The sequence below is a fragment of the Halomonas sp. AOP7-E1-9 genome, from assembly GCF_052376035.1.
GTDB lineage: Bacteria > Pseudomonadota > Gammaproteobacteria > Pseudomonadales > Halomonadaceae > Vreelandella > Vreelandella citrativorans.
The window spans coordinates 1-22,290 of record NZ_JBQSVC010000036.1; the positions used below are offsets into that span (position 1 = coordinate 1).

General features: G+C 57.2%; 22 protein-coding genes and 2 pseudogenes. 22 read left to right on the top strand and 2 right to left on the bottom strand.

Annotation, left to right across the window (positions count from 1 at the left end; genetic code table 11):
• The first annotated feature begins 71 nt into the window (after window positions 1–71).
• The 9 genes from ACT3R4_RS15710 (at window position 72) to ACT3R4_RS15750 (ending at window position 5,114) form a co-directional block, all read left to right on the top strand.
• Window positions 72–530: a hypothetical protein gene (locus ACT3R4_RS15710; protein ID WP_193057277.1), complete on the top strand. Its 459-nt coding sequence runs from the start codon at window positions 72–74 to the stop codon at window positions 528–530.
• Window positions 531–1,000: 470 nt separating this feature from the next.
• On the top strand, window positions 1,001–1,537 hold the full coding sequence (locus tag ACT3R4_RS15715) for a hypothetical protein (RefSeq protein ID WP_496201233.1): 537 nt from the start codon (window positions 1,001–1,003) through the stop codon (window positions 1,535–1,537).
• A gap of 14 nt (window positions 1,538–1,551) precedes the next feature.
• Window positions 1,552–1,791, top strand: coding sequence for a hypothetical protein (locus ACT3R4_RS15720; RefSeq protein ID WP_193057279.1), 240 nt, complete (start codon window positions 1,552–1,554; stop codon window positions 1,789–1,791).
• A gap of 181 nt (window positions 1,792–1,972) precedes the next feature.
• Window positions 1,973–2,305 carry a hypothetical protein gene (locus ACT3R4_RS15725; RefSeq protein WP_193057280.1) on the top strand — a complete coding sequence of 111 codons (333 nt, stop codon included), beginning with the start codon at window positions 1,973–1,975 and terminating at the stop codon, window positions 2,303–2,305.
• Between the two features lie 49 nt (window positions 2,306–2,354).
• Window positions 2,355–2,708, top strand: coding sequence for a hypothetical protein (locus ACT3R4_RS15730; RefSeq protein ID WP_193057281.1), 354 nt, complete (start codon window positions 2,355–2,357; stop codon window positions 2,706–2,708).
• 88 nt (window positions 2,709–2,796) lie between these two features.
• Window positions 2,797–3,381 (top strand): hypothetical protein, encoded by a 585-nt coding sequence (locus tag ACT3R4_RS15735; RefSeq protein WP_193057282.1) that lies wholly within the window; start codon window positions 2,797–2,799, stop codon window positions 3,379–3,381.
• A gap of 45 nt (window positions 3,382–3,426) precedes the next feature.
• Window positions 3,427–3,915: a TrbC/VirB2 family protein gene (locus tag ACT3R4_RS15740; RefSeq protein WP_193054618.1), complete on the top strand. Its 489-nt coding sequence runs from the start codon at window positions 3,427–3,429 to the stop codon at window positions 3,913–3,915.
• On the top strand, window positions 3,915–4,229 hold the full coding sequence (locus ACT3R4_RS15745) for a conjugal transfer protein TrbD (RefSeq protein ID WP_193054617.1): 315 nt from the start codon (window positions 3,915–3,917) through the stop codon (window positions 4,227–4,229). The genes ACT3R4_RS15740 and ACT3R4_RS15745 overlap by 1 nt, the downstream gene beginning before the upstream one ends.
• Window positions 4,230–4,241: 12 nt before the next feature.
• A complete protein-coding gene (locus tag ACT3R4_RS15750; RefSeq protein ID WP_226912214.1) occupies window positions 4,242–5,114 on the top strand; it encodes a hypothetical protein in 873 nt (290 codons plus the stop codon).
• On the opposite strand, the gene ACT3R4_RS15755 is transcribed toward ACT3R4_RS15750, so the two are convergent.
• A complete protein-coding gene (locus ACT3R4_RS15755; RefSeq protein ID WP_444625965.1) occupies window positions 5,106–5,729 on the bottom strand; it encodes a recombinase family protein in 624 nt (207 codons plus the stop codon). The genes ACT3R4_RS15750 and ACT3R4_RS15755 overlap by 9 nt on opposite strands.
• The gene (locus ACT3R4_RS15760) at window positions 5,714–6,439 is read right to left on the bottom strand and encodes a class I SAM-dependent methyltransferase (RefSeq protein WP_024899850.1); all 726 of its coding nucleotides are present in this window, start codon (window positions 6,437–6,439) and stop codon (window positions 5,714–5,716) included. The genes ACT3R4_RS15755 and ACT3R4_RS15760 overlap by 16 nt, the downstream gene beginning before the upstream one ends.
• Window positions 6,440–6,579: 140 nt before the next feature.
• Between ACT3R4_RS15760 and ACT3R4_RS15765 the strand changes: the two genes are divergently transcribed.
• The 13 genes and pseudogenes from ACT3R4_RS15765 (at window position 6,580) to ACT3R4_RS15825 (ending at window position 22,288) form a co-directional block, all read left to right on the top strand.
• Window positions 6,580–9,465, top strand: a complete 2,886-nt coding sequence (locus ACT3R4_RS15765; RefSeq protein WP_140023314.1) for a Tn3 family transposase — start codon at window positions 6,580–6,582, stop codon at window positions 9,463–9,465.
• 149 nt (window positions 9,466–9,614) lie between these two features.
• Window positions 9,615–10,780 (top strand): IS3 family transposase gene (locus ACT3R4_RS15770; RefSeq protein ID WP_496201234.1). Its coding sequence is split into 2 segments (ribosomal slippage): window positions 9,615–9,873 and window positions 9,873–10,780, totalling 1,167 coding nucleotides; the frame shifts between segments, so codons are not numbered across the junction.
• On the top strand, window positions 10,777–11,004 hold the full coding sequence (locus tag ACT3R4_RS15775) for a cation transporting ATPase C-terminal domain-containing protein (protein ID WP_193054616.1): 228 nt from the start codon (window positions 10,777–10,779) through the stop codon (window positions 11,002–11,004). The genes ACT3R4_RS15770 and ACT3R4_RS15775 overlap by 4 nt, the downstream gene beginning before the upstream one ends.
• Window positions 11,005–11,244: 240 nt before the next feature.
• Window positions 11,245–11,757, top strand: a complete 513-nt coding sequence (locus ACT3R4_RS15780) for an RNA polymerase sigma factor (protein ID WP_193057283.1) — start codon at window positions 11,245–11,247, stop codon at window positions 11,755–11,757.
• A gap of 127 nt (window positions 11,758–11,884) precedes the next feature.
• Window positions 11,885–12,013, top strand: a pseudogene (locus ACT3R4_RS15785) (FecR/PupR family sigma factor regulator); the annotation flags it as partial.
• Window positions 12,014–12,180: 167 nt separating this feature from the next.
• Window positions 12,181–12,333 (top strand): annotated as a pseudogene (locus ACT3R4_RS15790) (hypothetical protein); the annotation flags it as partial.
• A gap of 36 nt (window positions 12,334–12,369) precedes the next feature.
• On the top strand, window positions 12,370–12,741 hold the full coding sequence (locus ACT3R4_RS15795; RefSeq protein ID WP_264298799.1) for a FecR family protein: 372 nt from the start codon (window positions 12,370–12,372) through the stop codon (window positions 12,739–12,741).
• Between the two features lie 141 nt (window positions 12,742–12,882).
• The gene (locus ACT3R4_RS15800) at window positions 12,883–15,378 is read left to right on the top strand and encodes a TonB-dependent siderophore receptor (RefSeq protein WP_192539794.1); all 2,496 of its coding nucleotides are present in this window, start codon (window positions 12,883–12,885) and stop codon (window positions 15,376–15,378) included.
• A 50-nt stretch (window positions 15,379–15,428) separates the two neighbouring features.
• Entirely contained in the window at window positions 15,429–16,295 is an 867-nt protein-coding gene (locus tag ACT3R4_RS15805) for an ABC transporter ATP-binding protein (RefSeq protein ID WP_192539795.1), read from the top strand.
• A gap of 278 nt (window positions 16,296–16,573) precedes the next feature.
• Complete coding sequence (gene iscB / locus ACT3R4_RS15810; RefSeq protein WP_193054916.1) at window positions 16,574–17,962, top strand: RNA-guided endonuclease IscB; 1,389 nt, start codon at window positions 16,574–16,576, stop codon at window positions 17,960–17,962.
• Window positions 17,963–18,033: 71 nt separating this feature from the next.
• Window positions 18,034–18,978: an iron-siderophore ABC transporter substrate-binding protein gene (locus tag ACT3R4_RS15815; RefSeq protein ID WP_192539740.1), complete on the top strand. Its 945-nt coding sequence runs from the start codon at window positions 18,034–18,036 to the stop codon at window positions 18,976–18,978.
• Window positions 18,975–20,996, top strand: a complete 2,022-nt coding sequence (locus ACT3R4_RS15820) for an iron ABC transporter permease (protein ID WP_192539741.1) — start codon at window positions 18,975–18,977, stop codon at window positions 20,994–20,996. Before ACT3R4_RS15815 ends, ACT3R4_RS15820 begins: the two co-directional genes overlap by 4 nt.
• Window positions 20,993–22,288: an NtaA/DmoA family FMN-dependent monooxygenase gene (locus ACT3R4_RS15825; RefSeq protein ID WP_192539742.1), complete on the top strand. Its 1,296-nt coding sequence runs from the start codon at window positions 20,993–20,995 to the stop codon at window positions 22,286–22,288. Before ACT3R4_RS15820 ends, ACT3R4_RS15825 begins: the two co-directional genes overlap by 4 nt.
• The last annotated feature ends 2 nt before the right edge of the window (window positions 22,289–22,290 follow it).

The window sequence follows — 22,290 nt, forward strand, 5'->3', positions numbered from 1 at the left end:
TTTTTCTGATCAATCCTGCCGGGGTTCTCGGAATCTTCAACAAGCACAAAAGTTAAATGAAAAGCGTGCAAATGACTAAAAACCACCCTGATCTGCGGCATGATGCAACGATGCTTGCATGGGCTATAAGCAGAGAATTGAAGAACATCAGCCCCAGTGACTTTATCGAGTCGGTGTGGTTCTGGAAACAATTGGGTGATGGTGTCGAATACCTGTTGTCTTTCGCCTGCGATGATTGGCCGGAGATAGAAGGAACCTGCCAAGAGCTAGAGTCTAAAGACTTCCCCGCTTGCTTACCCTATTTAGACCCTGCATTGCAGATTCATGAAAGATGGCAAGAGTTCGTGAGTGGCGTTGCCGAGGCTGAGGGGGTTGCAGCAGTGGCCACTAAAGACCAGTTGCCGGATGATGTACGAAAAAGGCTAATACCTCATGTATCAAAAGAACAGTTTGCGGCCATTGGGCACGAAAATGAGTTCTTGCTGAAAAAGAAGCAGTGGTTCAAGTCGCCAGTCACAATTTTGAAGTGATTAGTTAAAGGAAAAGACCTAAGTCGTCATGGGCGCGCTCCGCGTTAACATGAATGTTAATTTAACATCTATGTTAACGACGGGAAGTAGTCAAGTCGCAAATTATAAAGGTGATAAATGCTTGTTTGTTATTCAAAAAGCAGGACTATGATGATCTATCACGAGGCCATGGAGTTCGCAGCTCGGGCCGATGATCCGTCAGCTTTCCTACAATGTTGGCTTGCTGGGGACTGGTTAACCGTTAAGCGAAAATGGCCGAGGTACCACGTCGACCGTGAGCTTATTTATGGTGATGCTGCATTTGACGAGGGTCAGGCTGCATTCAATGCAGGAGAGGCAAAGGAATCAAACCCACACCAACGTGATGACGAAGCTACATTCCCAGCCTGGGAGCTTGGGTGGGAAGCTGCAAAGTCCAGTGCAAATATTCCCTTCTAACGAACTTTCCAATAGTTGAAGGAAAACATCTAATGGCCACAAAAGAACAGTATTCCTACGAAACCTGTCTGGCAGCTATGTACCAGCATTTGGGCAGCCGAACCAAAATCAGCGCGTCAGGTTACAACATCATTTTCGCTGAGGGCTTCCGTCTCAACGGGCGCGCTGATTTAAGCGGGGGAATCCCTGGGCTAGCCGCCAAACAGATGGAGTTCGCAGGGATTGACCCCAACGAGATCACCCAGCAGCAGAAGGACTCTTACCTAAAGTGGCAGGCAGAGCGTGATCGTGAACATTCGCTGAATGGGGCAACCATCGTCGTCACAGGCCCCCAGCGCCCTGAGAAGGGTAACAAAATGTGGAATGAGGTTTGGCTCCGGGATGGACGCGGCGAGCTGCTAAGCGTTCACATAATCGACCGTTTCGACGAGTGGGATAGCGAAGCACGCAACGCGGGCGGTGGCATTGGGGGCTTCCGGTCGATGCCTGACACTAAGGCCATAGATGCGGCAATCGAACAAATCAAAACTGATTTTCCCGACTACGCCCACGTACCTGTGCAACGATAGAGGAAAACACGACGATGGAAATTTTAATCTGCGATGAATCTGGAATGGAGCAGTGCCGATTTGAATTGCCCGACGCCGCCCCAGTTCCAGCCGTAGGCGACAACCTCATATTGATGGGCACGGTGAATGGGAATATTGAAGCAGAAGTTATCAGCCGGACGTTTATAGCTTATATGCCCTCGCCACTTGGCGGGGTAGCCAGGCCCCAGGAATATGAGTGGCGCTTAACCATCAGCCCCGGCCATAAGGGTTGAGGAAAAGCCATGCTCCGCAGACATTTTAAAAAACACGGTACTCGGGGGGCTGTTCTTTTAGTAGTGGTAGTGCTGCTTGCGGCTACCACATACTGGATTGCTCCAGGTTACTGGAAATAAGTTAAAGGAAACGCCCTTGGCTGACGACAGTCAATATTTTCGAGGAAAGGAGCCCGCGAAGGTGGCAGAAATGATTCAGAGGCGCGAAGCAATAATGGCAATTGCTTGTTTTACGTCGTTCATTACATCAACGGCTTTAGCTGATGCAACCAGTGTCCTGACAGTTAACAGCTTGCGCATACCGGGGCAGCCGGTTGTTTTACAGGAAGAAGCTGGTGACTGTTTATTTTTCGGAGATCTTGCGCATTCAGGTAACGTGCATATACAGATCAAAGTGTGCAAAAAAGATGACGGATCACTGCTAGCTACATATTACCCAGCGATAGCAGACGTAGATTTGCTCCCGGTACTTGAAGGTATTCGTTTATACCTACGGACGACTCCTCGTAACTAATGGCGTTTACACAAAACACGCGAAAGTTAATGGAAAAGAGGACTACACGATGAATACGATATTAGTTATTTTCTTTGGCGTTATTGCCTTGGTACTAGGGCTTTTCGTAGCGCTTCTAATTGTTAGCTCTTTAACAAAAAGCGCAGAGAGCTTACGAGAAGCCATGTGGGAAAATCCACCGAAAGTAATGGGGACGCTATTTGTATGTTTCGCCATTTTCTACTTACTGGGTTTTGGAGCGCTAAGTTTTATAGGTGCGTCTGAAAGTGATGTTTTTAAAGAGTCTTATGATATAGCGACACTATACGGCTATGGCGGCTATGTCGGTGCTGGCATTTTAGTTTTGGGAGCAGTGTTTGTTGGTCTCGGCCTCAAGCTAGAAAAAGAAATGAACAAGTCATAGGAAAAGCCCCTGACACAGGGGGCTTTCGCTAGCCGCCCAACCAGGGCGTCTGCCGAAAGCAACCAACAAATGAAAAAGAGATATTGCGATGAAAGCCTGCTTGAAATGCAAAGAATCGATTCATGATCGTGCATCAAAATGCCCTCTATGTCGGTCATGGCAATCCAAAAGTGGTGTTTTGCCCCGTAGTGTGGAGTGGATTGGCATTGTCTCGGTACCCCTAATTATCGCGCTAATTACCATTCCATTTGCCAACGGCTATGCTCGCTATGTTTTTTCCGAAACACCAGAGATTATTAGATGGCAGGTTTTAGATCACATTACCGAAAGTTCTGGCGTGGCCAGCCGCACAATTAGCTTAGATAGCATAAATATTTTCAATATTGCGCAGGCTCGCTCTTTTGCCGACCGAATAGCCCACGATATTCAAAGGGATGGAATCGAGAGCCTGCCCCGATGCGTTAGCTCAAGAGGCGAAATTTGCGGTGGTCTTTCGGCTACTCATGAAAATGGTGTTTTGCAAATCGTAAAACCTTCTGAGCTAACTAATTTGTCTGAAGGGTTTGGAAAAGAAGCCCTAGCAAGTTCAACGAGGGGAAATGTCATATATACACAAAGCGCATCAGATTCATGGGTAGTCCGCTACGCAGATAGTCAATCTAATGCACACTAAATTGCAACTTTTCTCAACACTGACAACGTTTTAGGAAAACATCACATGACTACAAATGCCCTGTTCGCTTCGCCTGTGGCGTCGTCGGCTCCAACCTTCGCATCGAAGGCTCGGGCCGTACTGACAAGCCCTTACTTCTGGCTGATGGCCGCTCTGTGCGTGGCCCTTCTCTTTGGTGCCGAACCCGCGCACGCGGCAAACGCCACCGAGGGCGGCGGCTCGGGTCTGCCGTGGGAAGGCCCGATTGCCAAGCTCGTCCAGTCGATCAGCGGCCCCGTGGCCTTCGGTATTGCACTGCTCGGCATCATCGCGTGCGGCGCGACCCTGATTTGGGGCGGTGAAATCTCCGAGTTTACCCGCCGCATCATCTACGTGATCCTCGTTGTCTGCATCATCGTTTTCGCCAAAAACCTGCTTACCGGCACCATGTTCTCGGGCGCAGTAATCCCGGCTGACGCAGCAATCACCGCTGACGATCTGGCCAGCGCATCGAAAGCGCAGGCCGCCGCACTGCCGGGTGCAGGGGGTCGCTAATGCAAGTCGAGGAAGCGCGTAGATTGACGCCTTTCCACCGGGCACTGCACCGGCCGCAACAGGTATGGGGTGGCGAGCGCGAGCTAATGCTGTTCTCCATGCTTGTTGCGGGCGGCCTGATCGTGTCGGCCATGAACTGGCCCGCCACGATCCTCGGAACGTGCATCTGGTTGGTTTGCGTCTACGGCCTTCGCAAGATGGCGAAGGCTGACCCGAACATGAGCAAGGTCTACGTTCGCCAGCTCAAGTACGGGAACTATTACGGGCCGTTCTCACGGCCCCATCGTGTGGCCAAGTCGCCACGTATCTACTGATAAGGAGCGGACATGCTTGCGTTAGCACCCTTCCGTAGCAAAGCCGCTGGCTTGCCCGACCTGCTCAACTACGCCGCGCTGATTGATGAAGGCGTAGTGCTGGGCAAGGACGGCTCGCTGATGGCTGGTTTCTTCTTTCGTGGTGATGATGCAGCATCCGCCACCACGTCAGAACGCAACTACCTGACCGCCTTGGTCAATCAATATCTGGCGCGCTTCGGCTCTGGTTGGTCGGTTTGGACTGATGCGTCCCGGCTGGCATCGCCGGGCTATCCGGCCCCGGATGAATCTCATTTCCCTGAGCCGATCACGGCTCTGATTGACGCCGAACGGCGGTCAACTTTCGTCAAGGATCAATCGCTATTCGAGAGTGAATATGCGCTGATTCTGACCTACCTCCCGCCAAGTCGCCGCGACTCGAAATTGGCCGAAATGGTCTACGACGATGATGGCGTAGACGACAGCGACCCGGCCGACCGCCTGCTACTGGACTTCAAGAAAAAGCTCGATGACCTGCACGATGGTGTCGGCGATCTGCTGCATATGCGCCGTATGGCGACGATTACAGTGGGCGAGGGCGAAGACGCCTATCAGAGTGATGAACTGGTGAACTACCTGCATTACACGCTGACAGACGAACCTATCGCGCTGCGTATTCCTGACTGCCCGATGTATCTGGATGCGTGGCTTGGCTATCCCACGCTGTGGCCGGGCGACACGCCCAAGGTCGGCGACAAGTTTGTGTCGTGTGTGGCTATCGAAGGTTTCCCCGGAAACTCGTACCCCGGCATTCTCGACATGCTCGACAGTCTGCCGCTGTCCTATCGCTGGTCGTCGCGGTTTATCTTGGGGGCGTTTGCGGGAGGGGGCGAAATCCTACGTTAAGCCGAGAACGCGCTTACCGTAGTCCCTTAGTTCGCCATTCGGGCCGACATAGCGATAGAGAGTGACGCGCTCGATCCCAAGTTCCTTGCAAAGATCGGAAACGGAAGTGTCGCGCTGCGCCATGGCGGCCTGTGCGAGACGGACCTGTGCTTTGGTGAGGGCAAATTTTCGGCCCCCTTTGCGACCGCGCGCTCTTGCAGCAGCGAGACCGGCCATGGTGCGCTCGCGGATCAGGTCACGCTCGAACTCGGCCAAGGTTGCGAAAATGCCGAAGACCATGCGGCCGGATGCTGTTGTGGTGTCGATCTGAGCGCCCTTTCCGGTCAGCACCCGCAAACCGATATTGCGATCAGACAGATCCTTCACCGTGTTGACCAGATGGGCAAGAGACCGCCCGAGACGGTCAAGCTTCCAGACAACCAGCACATCGCCGTCACGCAATGCTTTGAGGCAGGCGGTCAGACCAGGGCGATCCTCACGGCTGCCGGAAGCGCGATCCTCATAGATCTTGTTTTGTTCGACGCCGGCAGCGCTCAAGGCATCGCGTTGCAGGTCGAGCGACTGAGACCCATCAGCTTTGGAAATGCGTCCATAGCCGATTAACATTTCCGCCATTCCATGACCATGGTGAATGGCGTCGTGAGATACCTTTGCACCCTGTCTTGTGGACCCCTAGATGGTCTCGGTTCATCGAAGAACGTCAGTTTCAAGCCTTCATCAAGCAATGCAGACATGTAAGTGCTCAAGGGGCGATGCCAGTTTCGCACTCGCAAGCCATCCCATTCGAACCACTCTGCCCGTTCACCAAAATAGTTTCCAAGAGGATGGTACGCACGACCGTCTTCGCCTTTGATCCACCCAATTGTGCCATTGGAAGTGCAGAAACTTGTCAGGTTTGCGATCAGAATTCTTCCGCCGGGCTTGAGAATGCGAGTGGCTTCTCGAACCGCCGTGTGTATGTCGTCAATGTCGATAAGGCTCAGGTAGAATACTGCGAGGTCGAACTCTTCATCATAGAAAGGCAATTTCTCGGCAAAAGCGTTGAGATATTTACCAGCTGGATCACGGTTTCGTGCTCTTTCAATAAACGGTTCGATTGGATCAATTCCGACAGCATCGATACCGATCTCCTTTGCCATACGGCAAAACCGTCCTTCGCCGCAGCCGATATCCAACATTTTTGCCGCGCCCGACAATTCGGCTCGTTCCAGCATCGGCTTGTCGAGGATGAACTCGCGCGCGAAATCGCCGGCATCTGGCATTCTGTCGATCCACGCTTGAGAAGAGCTAAGCCAACCGTTCTCATCCGGGTCACGTTGGTTCATTGCCTGTTATTCCCTGTTACACAAACGGTGGTTTGAGGCGGTGCGTTTGCCACAAATGATTTGATCGCTGGAAATGTATCTCAACCAGCTTCATAAACAAAGCGTCTTGAACATCCTCGAATTTTGATAAAGGAACATGGATGCCGCGTCGCGTCACTCTCACTGATCGGCAAAGGGACGCGCTGCTGCGTCTGCCAATCTCGCAGGTGGATTTACTCAAGCATTATACGTTGAGTGATGAAGACCTCGGCCACATCAAGCTTCGCCGCCGTCCACACAACAGGTTCGGCTTCGCCCTGCAATTATGCGTCCTGCGCTATCCCGGTCGGGTGCTGGCACCCGGCGAACTGATTCCAGCAGAGGTCGTCGAATTTATCGGCGCACAACTCGGCTTGCATGCCGAGGATCTGGTTGACTATGCCGCCCGTGAGGAGACGCGACATGAGCATCTGGCGGAGTTGCGGGCGCTCTACGGATTCCGCACATTCTCTGGACGTGGTGCGCGCGAATTGAAGGACTGGCTGTTCCGGGAAGCCGAGATAGCGGTGTCGAACGAGGATATTGCCCGTCGCTTTGTGGCTGAATGCCGTCGCACCCGCACGGTTCTTCCCGCGACATCCACGATCGAGCGCCTCTGCGCCACGGCTCTGGTCGATGCCGAGCGGCAAATCGAGGCGCGGATTGCCGATCGGTTGTCCATGCCTATCCGGGAACAGTTACTGGCATTGCTAGAGGAGACGGCTGACGATCGGGTGACCCGTTTCGTATGGCTGCGTCAGTTCGAGCTCGGCTCGAACTCGTCGTCGGCCAACCGGCTGCTCGACCGGCTCGAGTATCTGCAACGTGTCGATCTTCCCGAGGATATGCTTGCTGGTGTTCCTGCTCATCGGGTGACGCGTTTGCGCAGGCAGGGCGAACGGTATTACGCCGACGGCATGCGTGATCTCCCGGAAGACAGGCGGCTTGCGATTCTGGCGGTGTGCGCGTCTGAATGGCAGGCGATGCTTGCTGATGCCGTGGTCGAAACCCACGACCGGATCGTCGGCCGTCTCTACCGGGCGTCGGAGCGCATTTGCCAAGCGAAGGTCGCTGACGAGGCGAACGCGGTGCGCGACACCCTGAAATCCTTCGCTGCAATTGGAGGGGCCCTGGTCGATGCACGAGATGACGGCCAGTCGCTGAACGACGTTATCGCGAGCGGATCAGGGTGGGATGGATTTAAAACTCTTGTCGCGATGGCTGCCAGGCTAACCGCCACCATGACTGCCGATCCGCTCAATCATGTGCTCGACGGCTATCACCGTTTCCGCCGGTACGCTCCTCGCATGTTGCGCTTGCTCGATTTGCGGGCTGCGCCAGTCGCGCTGCCGCTTCTAGAAGCGGTGACGGCCCTGCGTACTAGTTTGAACGATCCCGCGCTGACCTGCTTCCTGCGACCGAGCTCCAAATGGCATCGCCATCTTCGTGCCCAGACGGCTGGTGATAGTCGCCTCTGGGAGATCGCGGTGCTGTTCCATTTGCGCGATGCGTTCCGCTCCGGGGACGTTTGGCTTGCCAAGTCCCGGCGCTATGGCGATCTGAAACACGCACTTGTTCCGGCGCAAGCCGTGGCGGAAAGCGGCCGTCTCGCCGTACCATTGCGGCCGGAGGAATGGCTGGCAGACCGGCACGCTCGCCTCGACATGCGGTTGCGCGAGCTTGGCCGTGCGGCACGCTCGGGCACGATTCCCGGCGGGTCGCTCGAAAACGGCGTCCTGCATATTGAGAAGCTCGAAGCCGCCGCGCCGACAGGCGCCGAAGATCTAGTGCTTGATCTCTACAAGCAGATCCCGCCCACGCGCATCACCGATCTCTTGTTGGAAGCGGATGCAGCGACTGGCTTCACGGAAGCGTTCACGCATCTGCGCACCGGAGCGCCTTGCGCTGACCGGATCGGGCTGATGAACGTCATCCTTGCGGAGGGGGTCAATCTCGGCCTGCGCAAGATGGCCGACGCGACGAACACCCACACTTTCTGGGAGTTGATCCGCATAGGGCGATGGTATGTCGAAGGCGAAGCCTACGACCGGGCGCTGGCCAAGGTTGTCGAAGCGCAAGCGGCGTTACCCATGGCCCGGTTTTGGGGCATGGGTACGTCGGCTTCGAGCGATGGTCAGTTCTTTGTCACCACAGAGCAAGGTGAGGCCATGAATATGGTCAACGCTAAATATGGCAATACCCCGGGCCTGAAAGCCTACAGTCATGTCTCGGATCAGTATGCGCCGTTCGCAACCCAGGTGATTCCTGCAACGGCGAGCGAAGCTCCATACATCCTCGATGGTCTGCTTATGAACGATGCCGGTCGCAATATCCGCGAGCATTTCACCGACACGGGTGGCTTTACCGATCACGTATTTGCCGCATGTGCCATTCTCGGCTACCGCTTCGCCCCGCGGATTCGCGATCTTCCGTCCAAGCGGCTATATGCATTCAATCCTTCGTCCGCGCCGACGCATTTGAAGACCTTGATTGGCGGAAAGATCAATCAGGCCATAATCGAGCGGAATTGGCCTGATATCTTGCGCATCGCCGCTACGATTGCCGCTGGAAGCATCGCGCCCAGCCAAATCTTGCGTAAGCTCGCTTCCTATCCGCGGCAGAACGAACTGGCCACGGCCTTGCGCGAGGTCGGCCGCATCGAACGCACCCTGTTCATGATCGACTGGATTCTGGATGCCGATCTGCAACGCCGCGCCCAGATAGGGCTCAACAAGGGCGAGGCACATCACGCGCTGAAGCGGGCCATCAGCTTCCATCGCCGGGGCGAAATCCGCGATCGTTCCGCCGAAGGCCAGCACTACCGAATCGCTGGCATGAACCTGCTCGCGGCAATTATCATCTTCTGGAACACCATGAAGCTGGGTGAAGTCGTCGCTAACCAGAAACGCGATGGAAAACTGATATCGCCCGATGTTCTGGCTCACGTCTCACCTCTCGGATGGGAGCACATCAATCTCACCGGAGAATATCGCTGGCCAAAGTCTTAGCGTAGGATTCCGCCCCCTCCTGCAAACGACCCCAGTATGCCGCGAGCCGTGGATATGAACTCGATGTCGCCAGAACACTGGTTTGTAGTGGCTTAATGAATCCGGACACTCCATAGAGGCGCTATAGTAGCGCCATGAATGAGGTGTCTATTTTGAATCAACGTCGAGCGTTTACCCCGGAGTTCAAGCTTGAAGCCGTGAACTTGGTACTAAACAAAGGCTATTTCGTTACAGAAGCCTGTGATGCATTGGATATTGGGCCCACAGCGATGCGTCGCTGGATTGACCAGTACAAGAAGGAAAAGCTGGGAATCATCTCCGAGGGACGCAAAGCGCTAACGCCGGAGCAAAGGCAGATCCAAGAGCTTCAGAAGCGCGTTGATCGTCTTGAGCTGGAGAAAGACATCCTAAAAAAGGCTACCGCGCTCTTGATGACGGACGAGTTCAAGCTCAAGCGCTGATTGGTTCGTTCAAACACCGTTTGCCGGTTCGTGCGCTTTGCAGCCTGTTCGGCTTACCTGCTTCCACGTATTACGAACAGGAACAAAGAAAAGATCTAATCGATGTTGAAAGGATTCACCTGCGCGCAACGGTGGCAGCACTGTTCAATGCCAGCAACCAATCGGCGGGCAGCCGAACGGTTGTTTTTCAATTGGCACTAATGGGCCTGATGGTGGGCCGTTATAAAGTCTCTCGACTCATGGAAGAGGCCGGGCTGGCCAGCAAACAGCCAGGCCGCCATAACTACAAAGCGGCGGGCGCTGCACATCCGATGGTTGAAAACCATCTGCAGCGTGAGTTTAACGTTCAGACTCCCAACCAGGTCTGGTGCGGTGATATCACCTATGTGTGGGTGGGTAAGCAGTGGGCTTACTTGGCGGTCGTCATTGACTTGTATGCCCGACGGGTAATCGGTTGGGCCACATCGCAGTCGCCTGATAGCGCGCTGACAATCAAAGCACTGAACATGGCTTATAACCTGCGAGGCCAGCCCAAAGGCGTGATGTTCCACTCCGACCAAGGTTGCCAGTACAGCAGCCTGGCTTATCAGCAGCAGCTATGGCGCAAACGAATGGTTCAGAGCATGAGCCGCCGAGGGAACTGTTGGGATAACGCCCCAATGGAGCGGGTGTTCCGCAGCTTTAAAAGCGAATGGATGCCTAAGCAGGGTTACCGCGACCTGTATGAAGCAACGAGAGACATAGGCCGCTATCTGATGAGCTACTACAACAGGCAGCGTCCGCACAGCTACAACGCCGGCCTGCCACCGGAGCTAGCTGAAAAAAGACTTAACAAACTGTCCGGAATTAGTTGACCACTACAGTTATCAATGCGATGGTGGTGATGGAAATCTTCTATCTTTTCAAAATCCGTTATCTTCATGCCTCGTCTTTCAGTTTTGTCGGCATGAAGCGGACGCCGGTCGTTCTCGCGGCCATTGGCGTCGTCGTGCTGGCGCAACTGGCCTTCACCTATCTACCCGCCGGTGCACAACCTTTTTGCAAGCGCGCCGATTTCGATTGTCGATGTTGCTGGTGATCGGTGTCGGCGTGATCTTAATGGCCAATTTAGGAAGTGGAAAAGATCGTTATCCGCCGCATGGACTGGCAGGCGGTCTGATGGGTAAAGCCGGATGAAGGCAGGCATTTCTCACGCAGTCGTATCTGTATGCTGAAATATGACGATGATAATCCAGTTTGACGGAGACAGAGCTTACGTCTAAGAGGCTTACGCCAAGATAGTCTCTTCCTCCCACTCATTGTTTCCGGTCTTGTCGACGTGGCTGAAAATAAGAAAAAAACGATCGTTCAGGTGTTGACGGAAAGCTATGGCGATCTGGTCAAGCATCTTGCGCGCCGCTTCGGGACAGCCACGGATATTCACGACGTCGTTCAGGATACCTATCTGCGTGCCGAAAAAATGCCGCCGGATATGGATGTGCAGAATCTGCGGGCCTATGTGTTCCGGATGGCGGACAATATCGCCATCGATCATTTGCGCAGAAAAAGCGCGCAAACGCGCTATTTCGAGCCACTGGGCGATCGTGATTCACTTTGCGCAGATGCCTCGCCGGAGCAGACGGCCGATTTCCGCCAACGCATCGCCATTCTCGAAAACGTCGTTGCAAATCTTCCGCCCCGGCAGAGGGAGGTTTTTCTCATGCATAAGTTCGACGGTCTCAGCCATTCGCAGATCGCCGAGCGGCTCGGAATAACGAAAAGTGCCGTGGAAAAACTCATCATCAAGGCGCTTGCGACCGCTCGAGCCAGACTGGATGAAAGGCTGAACTGATGAAAAAGCCATGTGCGATGATGAGGTGTAGCGATTGCAGATTCGTCAACAGGGTTAAGACCGGCAATTGCCGGGAACCTCATTTCGAGAGGAAAACCCGTTGAACGGCGGTGGCTACGAACGCATATTGTCAAAACAGAAGGCGAAAGACGAAGCCCTTGCATGGTTTGTCAGGGTCAATTCGGGCGATGCGGGCGATGCCGAGTTGCGCGCCCATAGACGCTGGCTTGCGGCTTCCGATGACAACCGCGCTGAATATGAGCGCATTTCCGGTATATGGTCCGATTTCGATAAGGTGGCCGATCCGCGATTGCCGCTCACCATGCGCAAGCCGCCGCTCGGGCGCAGGCCAGGCCGCCGTGCCTTCCTTGCAGGCGGACTTGCCACCGCGGCGGGTCTTGCGGCCGTTACGGCAATTAATGGATTACCGGCCGGTTTTCTCGCCGATTACAGCACCGGCACCGGCGAGCAGCGGAGCCTGACGCTGGCGGACGGGCCTTTTTCGCTGTCGCGAAGGACGCCCATCGTCCCTTCGTCGTCGAGGCGGCTTCCGGTACGGCAACGGCGCTCGGCACCCGGTTCTCGGTGCACGAATGGGGTGGGAATGCCTCCGTGGCGGTGGAGGAAAGCGCGGTTTCAGTGACCGCGCCGGACGGGTCGTCCGCTGTCCTGAACGTGGGAGAGAGCGTCTCCTACGGCCCCGGCGGTATGCAGCAAATCGCGCGTGTCGATGTGGAAAGCGACCTGGCCTGGCGTCGCGGCAAGCTGATTTTCGAGGATCGTCCGTTGCAGCAGGTCGTCGCCGATGTGAACCGCTACCGCAGCGGTACGATTCGTATTCTCGATGCGAAGCTCATGGATCTGCGCGTGAGCGGAATTTTCAATATTGCCGAACCCGATGCGGTGCTGACCACAATAACCGAGACCTTGCCGGTCAGGGCGGTGAGGCTTACGGATTATCTCGTTTTGCTGCGTGGGACGTAATCCCGTTTTGAGTCAAAACGTCATCCGCATAATTCCTGATAATTTTTTTCATATTTAGGGTGAGGTGGAATGCCGCGGAATACGTCTTACTTCTGAAAGCATCCCGAGCGGGCTGCAAACAGACAGGAGAGGGAGAAGGAAATGATGCGGCAAACCGGATTTCTGACCGGCGGGACCATGAAGGCGCATATGCGAAAGATGGCGATTGCCCTTCTTGCATCGTCCTCGGCTTTACTGGCGGTTACGCTTTACGCCACCCAAAGCATGGCGCAAACCGTCCCGGCCTCTTATTCGGTGCCTGCCGGTCCCCTGGGGGCTGCGATTTCGCGCTTCGGCGACAATGCCAATCTTCAGGTTCTTTATCCGGCCGATTTGGTTCGCGGCAAGCAGACGAAAGGGGTGCGTGGCAATATGAGCCGTGAGGAGGCGCTTAGCCGTCTTCTGGCAGGCACCGGCCTTTCCTATCGGTTCACATCTTCGGACACCGTCACTCTGGAACCGCTGCCGAGGGAGGGGAGCGCAGGCATTGCGCCCGATGGGTCCACCGTTCTTTCGACCATCGTGGTCAACGGGCAGGGCGAGAACGCCTGGGGCCCTGCGCAAGGCTTCGTCGCGCATCGCTCCGCGACCGCGACTAAGACCGACACGCCCATTCTGGAAACGCCGCAGACGATCAATGTGGTGACGGCACGGCAGATCGAGACGCTGAAACCCTCCAAGCTTGCGGAAACGCTGCGCTATACGCCGGGTGTGGTGACCGAATTCCAGCCAAGCACCAGCTATTTCGACCGAATCCGCATTCGCGGCTTCTACAGCATCAATAATATCTACCTTGACGGAACCCAGCTCACACCTTCGGGTACGCTCGCTGTCGCGCAGGTGGACCCGTTTCTGCTGGAGCGTGTGGAGGTTCTCAAGGGGCCCGCTTCGGTACTTTATGGCCAGAACGGTTCCGGCGGCCTGATCAATATGGTGTCCAAGCGCCCGCTGGGCAATAACGACCGCGAGATCGGCTTTAGTGTCGGCACCGACAAACACCTTGAAACGACCATAGACTGGAACGGCGTTTCCGCGGATGAAACGTTCAGCTATCGCATTGCCGGCGTCGGCCGCAGGGCCGATCTCGATTCGGACTATGGCGAGACAGAGCGCTACGCCATCGCTCCGTCTTTCACCTGGCGTCCTTCGGAGGACACGAACTGGACGGTGAGGGCGGCGTTGCAGCGCGATCCGGAAGGTAATTCGAGCAGCTATCTGCCTGCGGTCGGAACCATCCTGCCCAATATCAACGGTCAGTTTCCGCGCGGGATCTATACCTGCGATCCAACTTTCTGCGATTACGACCGCAAGCAATATTATGTCGGTTCGGATTTCAGGCACAAGCTGAACGAGGATCTGGAATTTCGCCAGAACCTGCGTTTCACCTATGTCGATGTCAATTCGACCTCCTTCAGACTCGGTGCCTTGAAAGCCGATCAGAAAACGGTCAGCCGGCCGGCGCTTAATCAGGCGGCGACCACGCGCGGCATCGCAGCCGACAACAGCCTGAAATATGATTTTGACATTGGTGATACCCGCAACGAACTGATCGCCGGTTTCGATTATCGCCGGTTTTCCTCGGACAATCTTTCACTCTCCGGAACCAATTCCAGTCTCGATCTCAATCTGTTCGATCCGGTTTACGGCAATTATAGCCTGCCCACGCTGGCGCGCCGCACTGACAACAATGTCGTGCTGGAGCAATATGGTGTTTATGCGCAAAACCAGATGTCTCTGGGCAACTGGCGCCTGCTGACCGGCCTGCGTCAGGATTGGGCGAACACCACCAACGATAATTTTCTCACCGATTTGACAACGGAAACGCGTGACGATGCCCTGACGGGCCGCGCCGGTCTCCTCTATCTCTTCGATAACGGTCTTGCGCCCTATGTCAGCTATTCGACATCGTTCGAGCCGACTTCCGGTACGGATTATTATGGCGAGACTTTCAAGCCGACCGAAGGCAAGCAATGGGAAATCGGTCTGAAATACGAACCGCAATGGTTCAATGGCGTGTCCACCGCCTCGCTCTATGATCTCAAGCGGACGAATGTGACCACGGCCGACAATGAGCATACCTGCGCGGCGGCGCCCAATCTGCCCGATTGCGGCAATTTTTCGGTACAGACCGGCGAAGTGCGTGTGCGCGGGCTGGAGCTTGAAAGCAAGATCAGCCTGACCGAGAAGGTCAATGCCTCCTTCGGCTATACCTATATGGATGCCGAGGTTACCAGCAGCAATGACGGCTATGAGGGCAACAGGACGACCAATACGCCCAATCATATGGCCTCGGCCTGGCTCGACTACACCTTCCGCGAAGGCGTTCTCGACGGCCTGACGCTGGGTGGCGGCGTGCGTTATGTCGGAAGCATGTATGCCGATGACGACAATCTCAAGCCCATTCCGGCCTATACGTTGGGCGATGCGATGCTGGCCTACGAGCTCGGCAGGCTTTCGCCCAATCTAGACGGGTCGAAACTGGCGGTGTCGGTGACTAATCTTGCCGACAAAAAAGCTGTCGGCGGCTGCACCAGCGCCAGCTATTGCGATTATGTCGACGGGCGCAGTATCATCGGTTCCCTCAATATCAAATTCTGACAGGAGCGCACCGGCGGTTCGGACGAACCGCCGGTGCCGGTGTTTACGCCATGACAGTCGATCCGGACCAGACCTCGATTGCGGCCGCAGGCCTCGATCTGGCCTATCAGACGAAAACCATCGTTCATGACGTCGGTCTTTCCATCGCGAAAGGCACGGTGACGACGCTTGTCGGCCCCAACGGGTCGGGCAAATCGACATTGCTCAAGGGGCTGGGTCGGCTGCTCGACCCTTTGGGTGGACAGGTTCTGCTCAATGGCAGGGATATTCGAGAGATGCGGACGCGCGACATCGCGCGCAGGCTCTCGATCCTGCCGCAGGGGCCGGTCGTTCCCGAGGGCCTGAATGTTCACGAACTGGTCGCCTATGGCCGTGCGCCGCATCAGGGGCTTTTCGGCCTGACGACGGAGGAAGACCGGGCGGCGGTCGAGCACGCCATGGCTATGACCGGCGTCGCACCGTGGCGCGATACGCCGGTGGATGCGCTTTCGGGCGGGCAGCGGCAGCGGGTCTGGATCGCCATGACGGTGGCGCAACAGACGCAGATCATGTTTCTCGACGAGCCGACGACCTATCTCGACATCGCGCATCAGCTCGACGTTCTCGAACTGCTGCGCAAACTCAACCGCGCGCATGGCCGCACCATCGTCATGGTGCTGCACGATCTCAATCTGGCGGCGCGCTATTCCGATCGCATCGTTGCGCTGCGCGATGGCCGCATCGTCGCCGACGGTGCACCGCGGGACGTTATCACCCCGTCGATCCTGCACCGGGTTTTCGAGATCGAGGCGGAAATACATGACGATCCCGTTTCGGGATGCCCATGGTTCGTTCCCAGACAGATCGTCCCCGCACAAAACGCCGAAGAACAGATCGTTATGGAAAGAAGTGTGCCGCAGTCAATTACCTCCGGCTGAAGCCGGAGGCTTGTAAAAGCAAGCCCGGTTGACCAGGGAAAGCGGTAGCCAACCCGCTACGTTGATAACAGGTCGCCAAGACTCACCGCCAAATGCTTCCTCAGTTTGGCGCTCTGAAAGGTCAGGATCATGCTGGCGCAGGGTAAAACGCCGAAGGTCTTGATCGCTGCCGATAGCCATATCGTTGGCAGGAGCCGGTTATCAACCTTCCCGAGGGGAGACGGGGCGAAAGCCCTGCGACACCAGGCCCGTAAGGGCATTGATTAGGAGGAAATCGCATGGCGGTTTTCGTATGGGATAAACACAAGCGGCCACTGATGCCGTGCAGCGAAAAGCGCGCCCGGTTGCTGTTGGCGCGTGGTCGTGCCGTGGTACATAAGCGCTATCCGTTCACGATCCGGCTGAAAGATCGGGTGGGTGGTGACACGCAACCGCTTCGCCTGGGCATCGACCCTGGCAGCAAAACGACCGGGCTGGCGTTGATGCGTGAAACGGACAGCACCGAATCAGACGGCCCGCAACGGCATGTATTGTGCTTATTTGACCTGGTGCATCGTGGCTATCAGATCAAGAAGTCACTGGAGCAGCGCCGTGGCTTTCGGCGGCGTCGCCGGTCAAAGAATCTGCGTTATCGCGCCCCGCGCTTCAACAATCGCACCAAGCCCAAAGGCTGGCTGGCCCCCAGCCTGCAACATCGAGTGGATACGGTCATGGCCTGGGTAGAACGACTCAGCAAGCTAGCCCCCGTCACGGCCATCAGCCAGGAGTTGGTGCGCTTTGATACCCAGAAGCTCGACAACCCGGAGATTAGCGGGGTCGAGTACCAGCAAGGTACTTTGCTGGGCTACGAGGTACGCGAGTACCTGCTGGCAAAATGGGGCCGTGAGTGTGCCTATTGTGGCACCGGCGACACACCGCTGGAGATTGAGCATGTGGTGCCGCGTTCACGCGGTGGTTCCAACCGGGTCAGCAACTTGACCCTTAGCTGCCACCCCTGCAATCAGGCTAAGGGTTCGCTGCCGTTGGCGGACTTTTTCTCCCGTGACAAGGGGCTGAGAAAACGCCTCAAGGCTAACGGCTTATCAGCGGACGCACGGCTGGAGCGGGTACAACGCCAGCTCAAGCAACCGCTGCGCGATGCCAGTGCGGTTAATGCCACGCGCTGGGCACTGTTTAATGCGCTTAAAACGACGGGACTGCCGGTGGCAGTCGCCAGCGGTGGTCGCACTAAATACAACCGTCAGCGACTCGGCATTCCTAAGACTCACGCCCTGGATGCGGCTTGTGTGGGCGCTTTCGGCAGGTTGCACGACTGGACAGCCCCGACGCTAACGATCAAATGCACCGGGCGCGGCAACTACCAGCGCACCCGCTTGACGAAATATGGTTTTCCGCGTGGCTATCTGATGCGCCAGAAGCAGGTGCGGGGCTTTCAAACCGGCGACATAGTGAAAGCCGTGGTGCCTAGCGGCAAAAAGGCCGGTACCTATACGGGCCGCGTCGCGGTGCGCAAAACCGGCAGTTTCAATATCCAGACCGACCAGGGTGCCGTGCAGGGCATTTCGCACAAACACTGCACCGTGATACAACGCGGTGATGGCTACGGCTATCACCTCACCCCGACTATTCACCAACTAAAAGGAGGAGCGGGACAGGCGGTGGCGTAACCGAGTCGCTCTGCGAGCGACGCGCTATCCCTCCCGGCACTAGAAGTACCGGGTATCCCGCGCAAAATCTGATGATGATGTCGAGAAGAAGCTTCGCTTGCGGGCTTGCCGCCTTCGCCGCCTTCGCCGCATCCACGCAAGGGGCTTTTGCGGCGCGCGTCTGTGCGGTGAGCGAACTGGGTGAAACATGCCTGGCGCAGCCGGCGCGGCGGGTGGTGGCGCTTGACCAGCAGAGTGCGGAATTTCTTCTGGCGCTGGGCCTGCAACCGGTCGGAATGACGGGCCCCGCCAATTATCGCCGCTTCACCGGCGATGCCGAGCCCCGGCTTTCGGACGAGGTGACCGATCTCGGTCTGTCTTCCGCACCCAATATCGAACTCATCATGGCGCTTGAGCCGGATCTGATCCTCGGCAGCGCCAACAGCATCCAGAAAAGTCGCACCCTGCTTGGCGAAATCGCGCCGGTGGCGGCATTCCTTTCCTATCCAGCCGGAAAACCCGACCAGATGGCGAATATGGTCGAGACGCTGCGTGCCGTCGCGCGTCTGACGGGACGGGAAGCGGAATGCGGCGATTTCCTCGCGTCTCTCGATGAAACGCTTGCGGAAATGAAGCAAAGTGTCGTCGCGAAAGGGCTGGACAAGCGTCCTGTCGTGCTGGGCAATGTCAATGCCGGCGTCACAGGGGCCGAAATCATGCTCTTCAATCGCAATGCGCTGCCGGCGCAGCTTTTGCAGCGTTGCGGCTTCGCCTATGCCTATGATGACGACCGCTATCTCGAAAAAAGCTTCAACGTCACCACCGCCGAAACGCTGATCGCCTTGCAGGATGCCGATTTTCTCTACATGCCCTTCAATGAGAAGGGTGTGGCCAATCTCATGGCGACGCCGGTGTGGCGCAATCTGCGTTTCGTGCGCGAGAACCGCTTTCAGCCCATTCCCTACCGGCTGATCCACAACGGCCCGCTGAGCGCGCGGCTGTTTCTGCGCGATGTCCGCAAGGCGCTTCTGACGTGAGCGTGCCGCGGCAATGCTTGCGCGAACTGGGCATGATCGGGGCGGGCGTCATGGCGCTCGTCGCCGCTTTCGCGCTCAATATGGCGCATGGCGAGGCCCGGATCGGGGTTGGCGACATCATCCGCTCCTTTGCGTATAATGACGATCTGCTGCGCGACGTCGTCAGCGGCTTTCGCCTGCCGCGCGCCACCATAGGGGTGCTTGCGGGCAGCGCCTTCGCCGTCTCCGGCGCGCTCATGCAGAGCATCCAGCGCAATCCGATGGTGTCGCCGGACATTCTCGGCATCAGCGCGGGAAGTTTTTTCTTCATTGCGCTGGCCACCATATTCGCACCGGCCCTGATCGTTTTCATGCCCATCGCCGTCGCGGTCTGCGGTGGTCTGGTTGCCGTGCTGATGGTCTATCTGCTGGCGGGCGGGTTTCGCGCCACGCCGCTGCGCATTCTTCTTGCTGGACTGATCGTCGCCATGACGATTTCAAGCATAACCGGCGCGCTGCTGCTGCTCTACGAGAGCGAGGCGCGGTTTCTCATTACCTGGAGTGCGGGTTCGCTGCGGCAGAACGGCTGGAGCAATGTGCAACTCGTCTGGCCATGGATCGTCCTCTGCCTCATTGCGGCTTTCACGCTGTCGCGCGCATATGATATTGCCCGGCTCGGCGAGGATACGGCCAGAAGCCTCGGACAGAAACACGCATTGCTCGTCACCGCGACCCTGATCGTCGTGCTGGTGCTGACGGGCGCTTCCGTCGCCGCCACCGGTCCCATCGGCTTCGTCGGTCTTGTCGCGCCGCATCTGGTCAAGCTTGCGGGGGTCAGACGGCATGCCGCGCTGATACCGGCCGCGGCACTCTGGGGCAGCAGCCTGTTGCTTGCCGCCGACAGCATCACCTACATGCTTGGAAGCCTGACCAGCGCACCGCCCGTGGGGGCCATTACGGCAGCCCTCGGTGCGCCATGGCTTCTGTGGCTCGTCCTGCGCCGCAGCCGGGGCGGGCAGATGAATGCGGCTTCATCGCTCGATTTCGGCCGAGCCGGACATGTTTCCCCCACGATCCTGCTTTTGACCCTTCTGCTCCTCATCGGCCTCACGCTGCTTGCGGGTCTCATGTTCGTCGGCGGTCTGCCGCTGTCGGGAATGCAGGTCATGCAGGCACTCTCCGGCAAGGCTGCGCCGCTCATGCAGAAGATCGTCTGGGACATGCGTGGCCCGCGTATTCTCGCAGCCTGTCTTGCCGGTGCGGGTTTCGCCCTTGCCGGCGCGCTTTTTCAGGCAGCATTGCGCAATCCTCTGGCGGATTCGTCGATTGTCGGGGTCAATGGCGGGGCGACGGCAGGCATTCTTCTCATGGTGGCGCTGTTTCCCGCAGCAAGCGCGACGGGCATCGGCATGGCGGCACTTGCCGGTGGAATGCTTGCGGCGGCCACCGTCTATATCCTTGCATGGCGCACGAGGCTGACACCGACCTTTCTCATCCTGATCGGCATTTCCGTTTCCGCCCTTTGCGGCGCATTCGTGCAGATACTGGTCATGCAGACCCGCTTTACCGACAATCCGATGGTGTGGCTCATCGGCGGACTTTACGGGGCCAACTGGTCCACGGTGCAGATATTGTTTCCCACGCTTCTTGCCGGTTTCATCTGTGCGATGCTGGTGGCGACGAAACTCGAACTGCTTTCGCTCGGCGACATCACGGCGCGCAGCCTTGGTGCTGCGATCGCGCCCGTCAGGCTCGCCGCCGGAGCGACGGGCGTCACGGTTGCCGCCATCTGCGTTTCGCAGACCGGGCCTGTCGGCTATGTCGGCCTGCTGGCGCCGCATCTGGCGCGGTTTTTATGCGGCCATTCCCTGCGCGCGGTCTTGCCCGTTTCGGTGCTGGTCGGTGCGCTTCTTCTCGGGCTCGCCGATATTGCTGCCCGGCTCGTCATTGCGCCGGGGGAACTGCCCGCAGGCTCCGTCATTGCGCTGATCGGCGCCCCTTATCTCATCTATCTTATCCGCCGGAGTATGCGCACATGAGCCATCCGAACCGACAGCTTCATTTCAATTCCTGTATCGATCATCTCGATCTGGCATGGCGCATTGCGGGGGATATGCCGTCCCGTCTTTTCGATATGCGCCAGCTTGAGGAGCGTGCGCAACTGGCCGAGAAAGGGCTGATGGACGCCATGTTCATCGCCGATTTCTACACCTACCGTCCGGGCTTTTCGCTGGAACCCATAGCCCTTCTTTCAGCACTTTCCACGGTGACCAGGCATATCGGGCTGATCGCCTCCGTTTCGACCACCTATAACGAGCCTTATAATCTCGCGCGCATGTTCGCAGGCCTCGACCGCCTCAGCAATGGCCGCGCGGGCTGGAACATGGTGACGACGGCCATCGGCACGGTCGCCGCCAATTACAGCCGCGACGAACATCTCGAACACGATACGCGATACGAGCGTGCCCATGAGGTGATCGAGGTCGTAACCGCGCTGTGGGACAGCCTCGATGAAGATGCGCTCTCCTGTACGCCTGAGGGCATGCTCCACGCCTCACCCGGGAACGTTCCGGCCCTCGATCATCGTGGAAAATGGTTCGAGGTTCAGGGGCCGCTCGACATACCGCGCCCCATACAGGGCAGCCCGGTGCGCATGCAGGCGGGTTCGTCGCAGGCGGGACGGGATTTCGGCGCACGCTGGGCGGAAGTCATCTTCACCGCCCAGCCGGTCCTTTCCATCGCACAGGAATTTTATGCCGATATTCGCCGCCGCATGGCCGCTTTCGGACGCACGCCCGATCAACTCAATATCCTGCCGGGCCTGATGCCGATCGTTGCGAAAACCCGCACGGAGGCCGAAGCCCTTCTGGCGGCGCGACAGGGCGCGGGTGAAAATGCGGGCGCGCGCATGAAGGAAATGGTCGGCATCGACCTTTCGCAATTGCCGCCCGACGAGCCGATCCCTCTCGATCTGCTGCCCGAGCAGGGATTCACCAACGGAATGCGTGGAAGATCGGATCTTTATCTCGACATGATCCGCAAGCATCGCCTGACCCCGCGTCAGGTGCTGCAACAGGGCGCGCATCTGGCTTTCGCTGGAACGCCGCTTGAGACGGCCGACCTCATCAGCGAATGGTTTACGGGCTTTGCCTGCGACGGCTTCACGCTGATGTGGCCTTCTCTTGAGGCGAATATCCTGTTTGTCGAAGAAGTGGTCCCCATCCTGCAACGGCGCGGTTTCTATCGCACCCGCTATGCGGGAACGACGCTGCGCGACCATTTCGGTCTGGCGCGCCCCGACAACCGGCGCTTCGCTGCAAAGGGACATTGAAA

Bases quoted from the DNA above. Each gene is read 5' to 3' on its own strand.
- ACT3R4_RS15710 (WP_193057277.1), top strand. From the start codon at position 72: ATGACTAAAAACCACCCTGATCTGCGGCATGATGCAACGATGCTTGCA.
- ACT3R4_RS15715 (WP_496201233.1), top strand. From the start codon at position 1,001: ATGGCCACAAAAGAACAGTATTCCTACGAAACCTGTCTGGCAGCTATG.
- ACT3R4_RS15720 (WP_193057279.1), top strand. From the start codon at position 1,552: ATGGAAATTTTAATCTGCGATGAATCTGGAATGGAGCAGTGCCGATTT.
- ACT3R4_RS15730 (WP_193057281.1), top strand. From the start codon at position 2,355: ATGAATACGATATTAGTTATTTTCTTTGGCGTTATTGCCTTGGTACTA.
- ACT3R4_RS15735 (WP_193057282.1), top strand. From the start codon at position 2,797: ATGAAAGCCTGCTTGAAATGCAAAGAATCGATTCATGATCGTGCATCA.
- ACT3R4_RS15740 (WP_193054618.1), top strand. From the start codon at position 3,427: ATGACTACAAATGCCCTGTTCGCTTCGCCTGTGGCGTCGTCGGCTCCA.
- ACT3R4_RS15745 (WP_193054617.1), top strand. From the start codon at position 3,915: ATGCAAGTCGAGGAAGCGCGTAGATTGACGCCTTTCCACCGGGCACTG.
- ACT3R4_RS15750 (WP_226912214.1), top strand. From the start codon at position 4,242: ATGCTTGCGTTAGCACCCTTCCGTAGCAAAGCCGCTGGCTTGCCCGAC.
- ACT3R4_RS15755 (WP_444625965.1), bottom strand. From the start codon at position 5,729: ATGGCGGAAATGTTAATCGGCTATGGACGCATTTCCAAAGCTGATGGG.
- ACT3R4_RS15760 (WP_024899850.1), bottom strand. From the start codon at position 6,439: ATGAACCAACGTGACCCGGATGAGAACGGTTGGCTTAGCTCTTCTCAA.
- ACT3R4_RS15765 (WP_140023314.1), top strand. From the start codon at position 6,580: ATGCCGCGTCGCGTCACTCTCACTGATCGGCAAAGGGACGCGCTGCTG.
- ACT3R4_RS15800 (WP_192539794.1), top strand. From the start codon at position 12,883: ATGATGCGGCAAACCGGATTTCTGACCGGCGGGACCATGAAGGCGCAT.
- ACT3R4_RS15805 (WP_192539795.1), top strand. From the start codon at position 15,429: ATGACAGTCGATCCGGACCAGACCTCGATTGCGGCCGCAGGCCTCGAT.
- iscB (WP_193054916.1), top strand. From the start codon at position 16,574: ATGGCGGTTTTCGTATGGGATAAACACAAGCGGCCACTGATGCCGTGC.
- ACT3R4_RS15815 (WP_192539740.1), top strand. From the start codon at position 18,034: ATGATGATGTCGAGAAGAAGCTTCGCTTGCGGGCTTGCCGCCTTCGCC.
- ACT3R4_RS15825 (WP_192539742.1), top strand. From the start codon at position 20,993: ATGAGCCATCCGAACCGACAGCTTCATTTCAATTCCTGTATCGATCAT.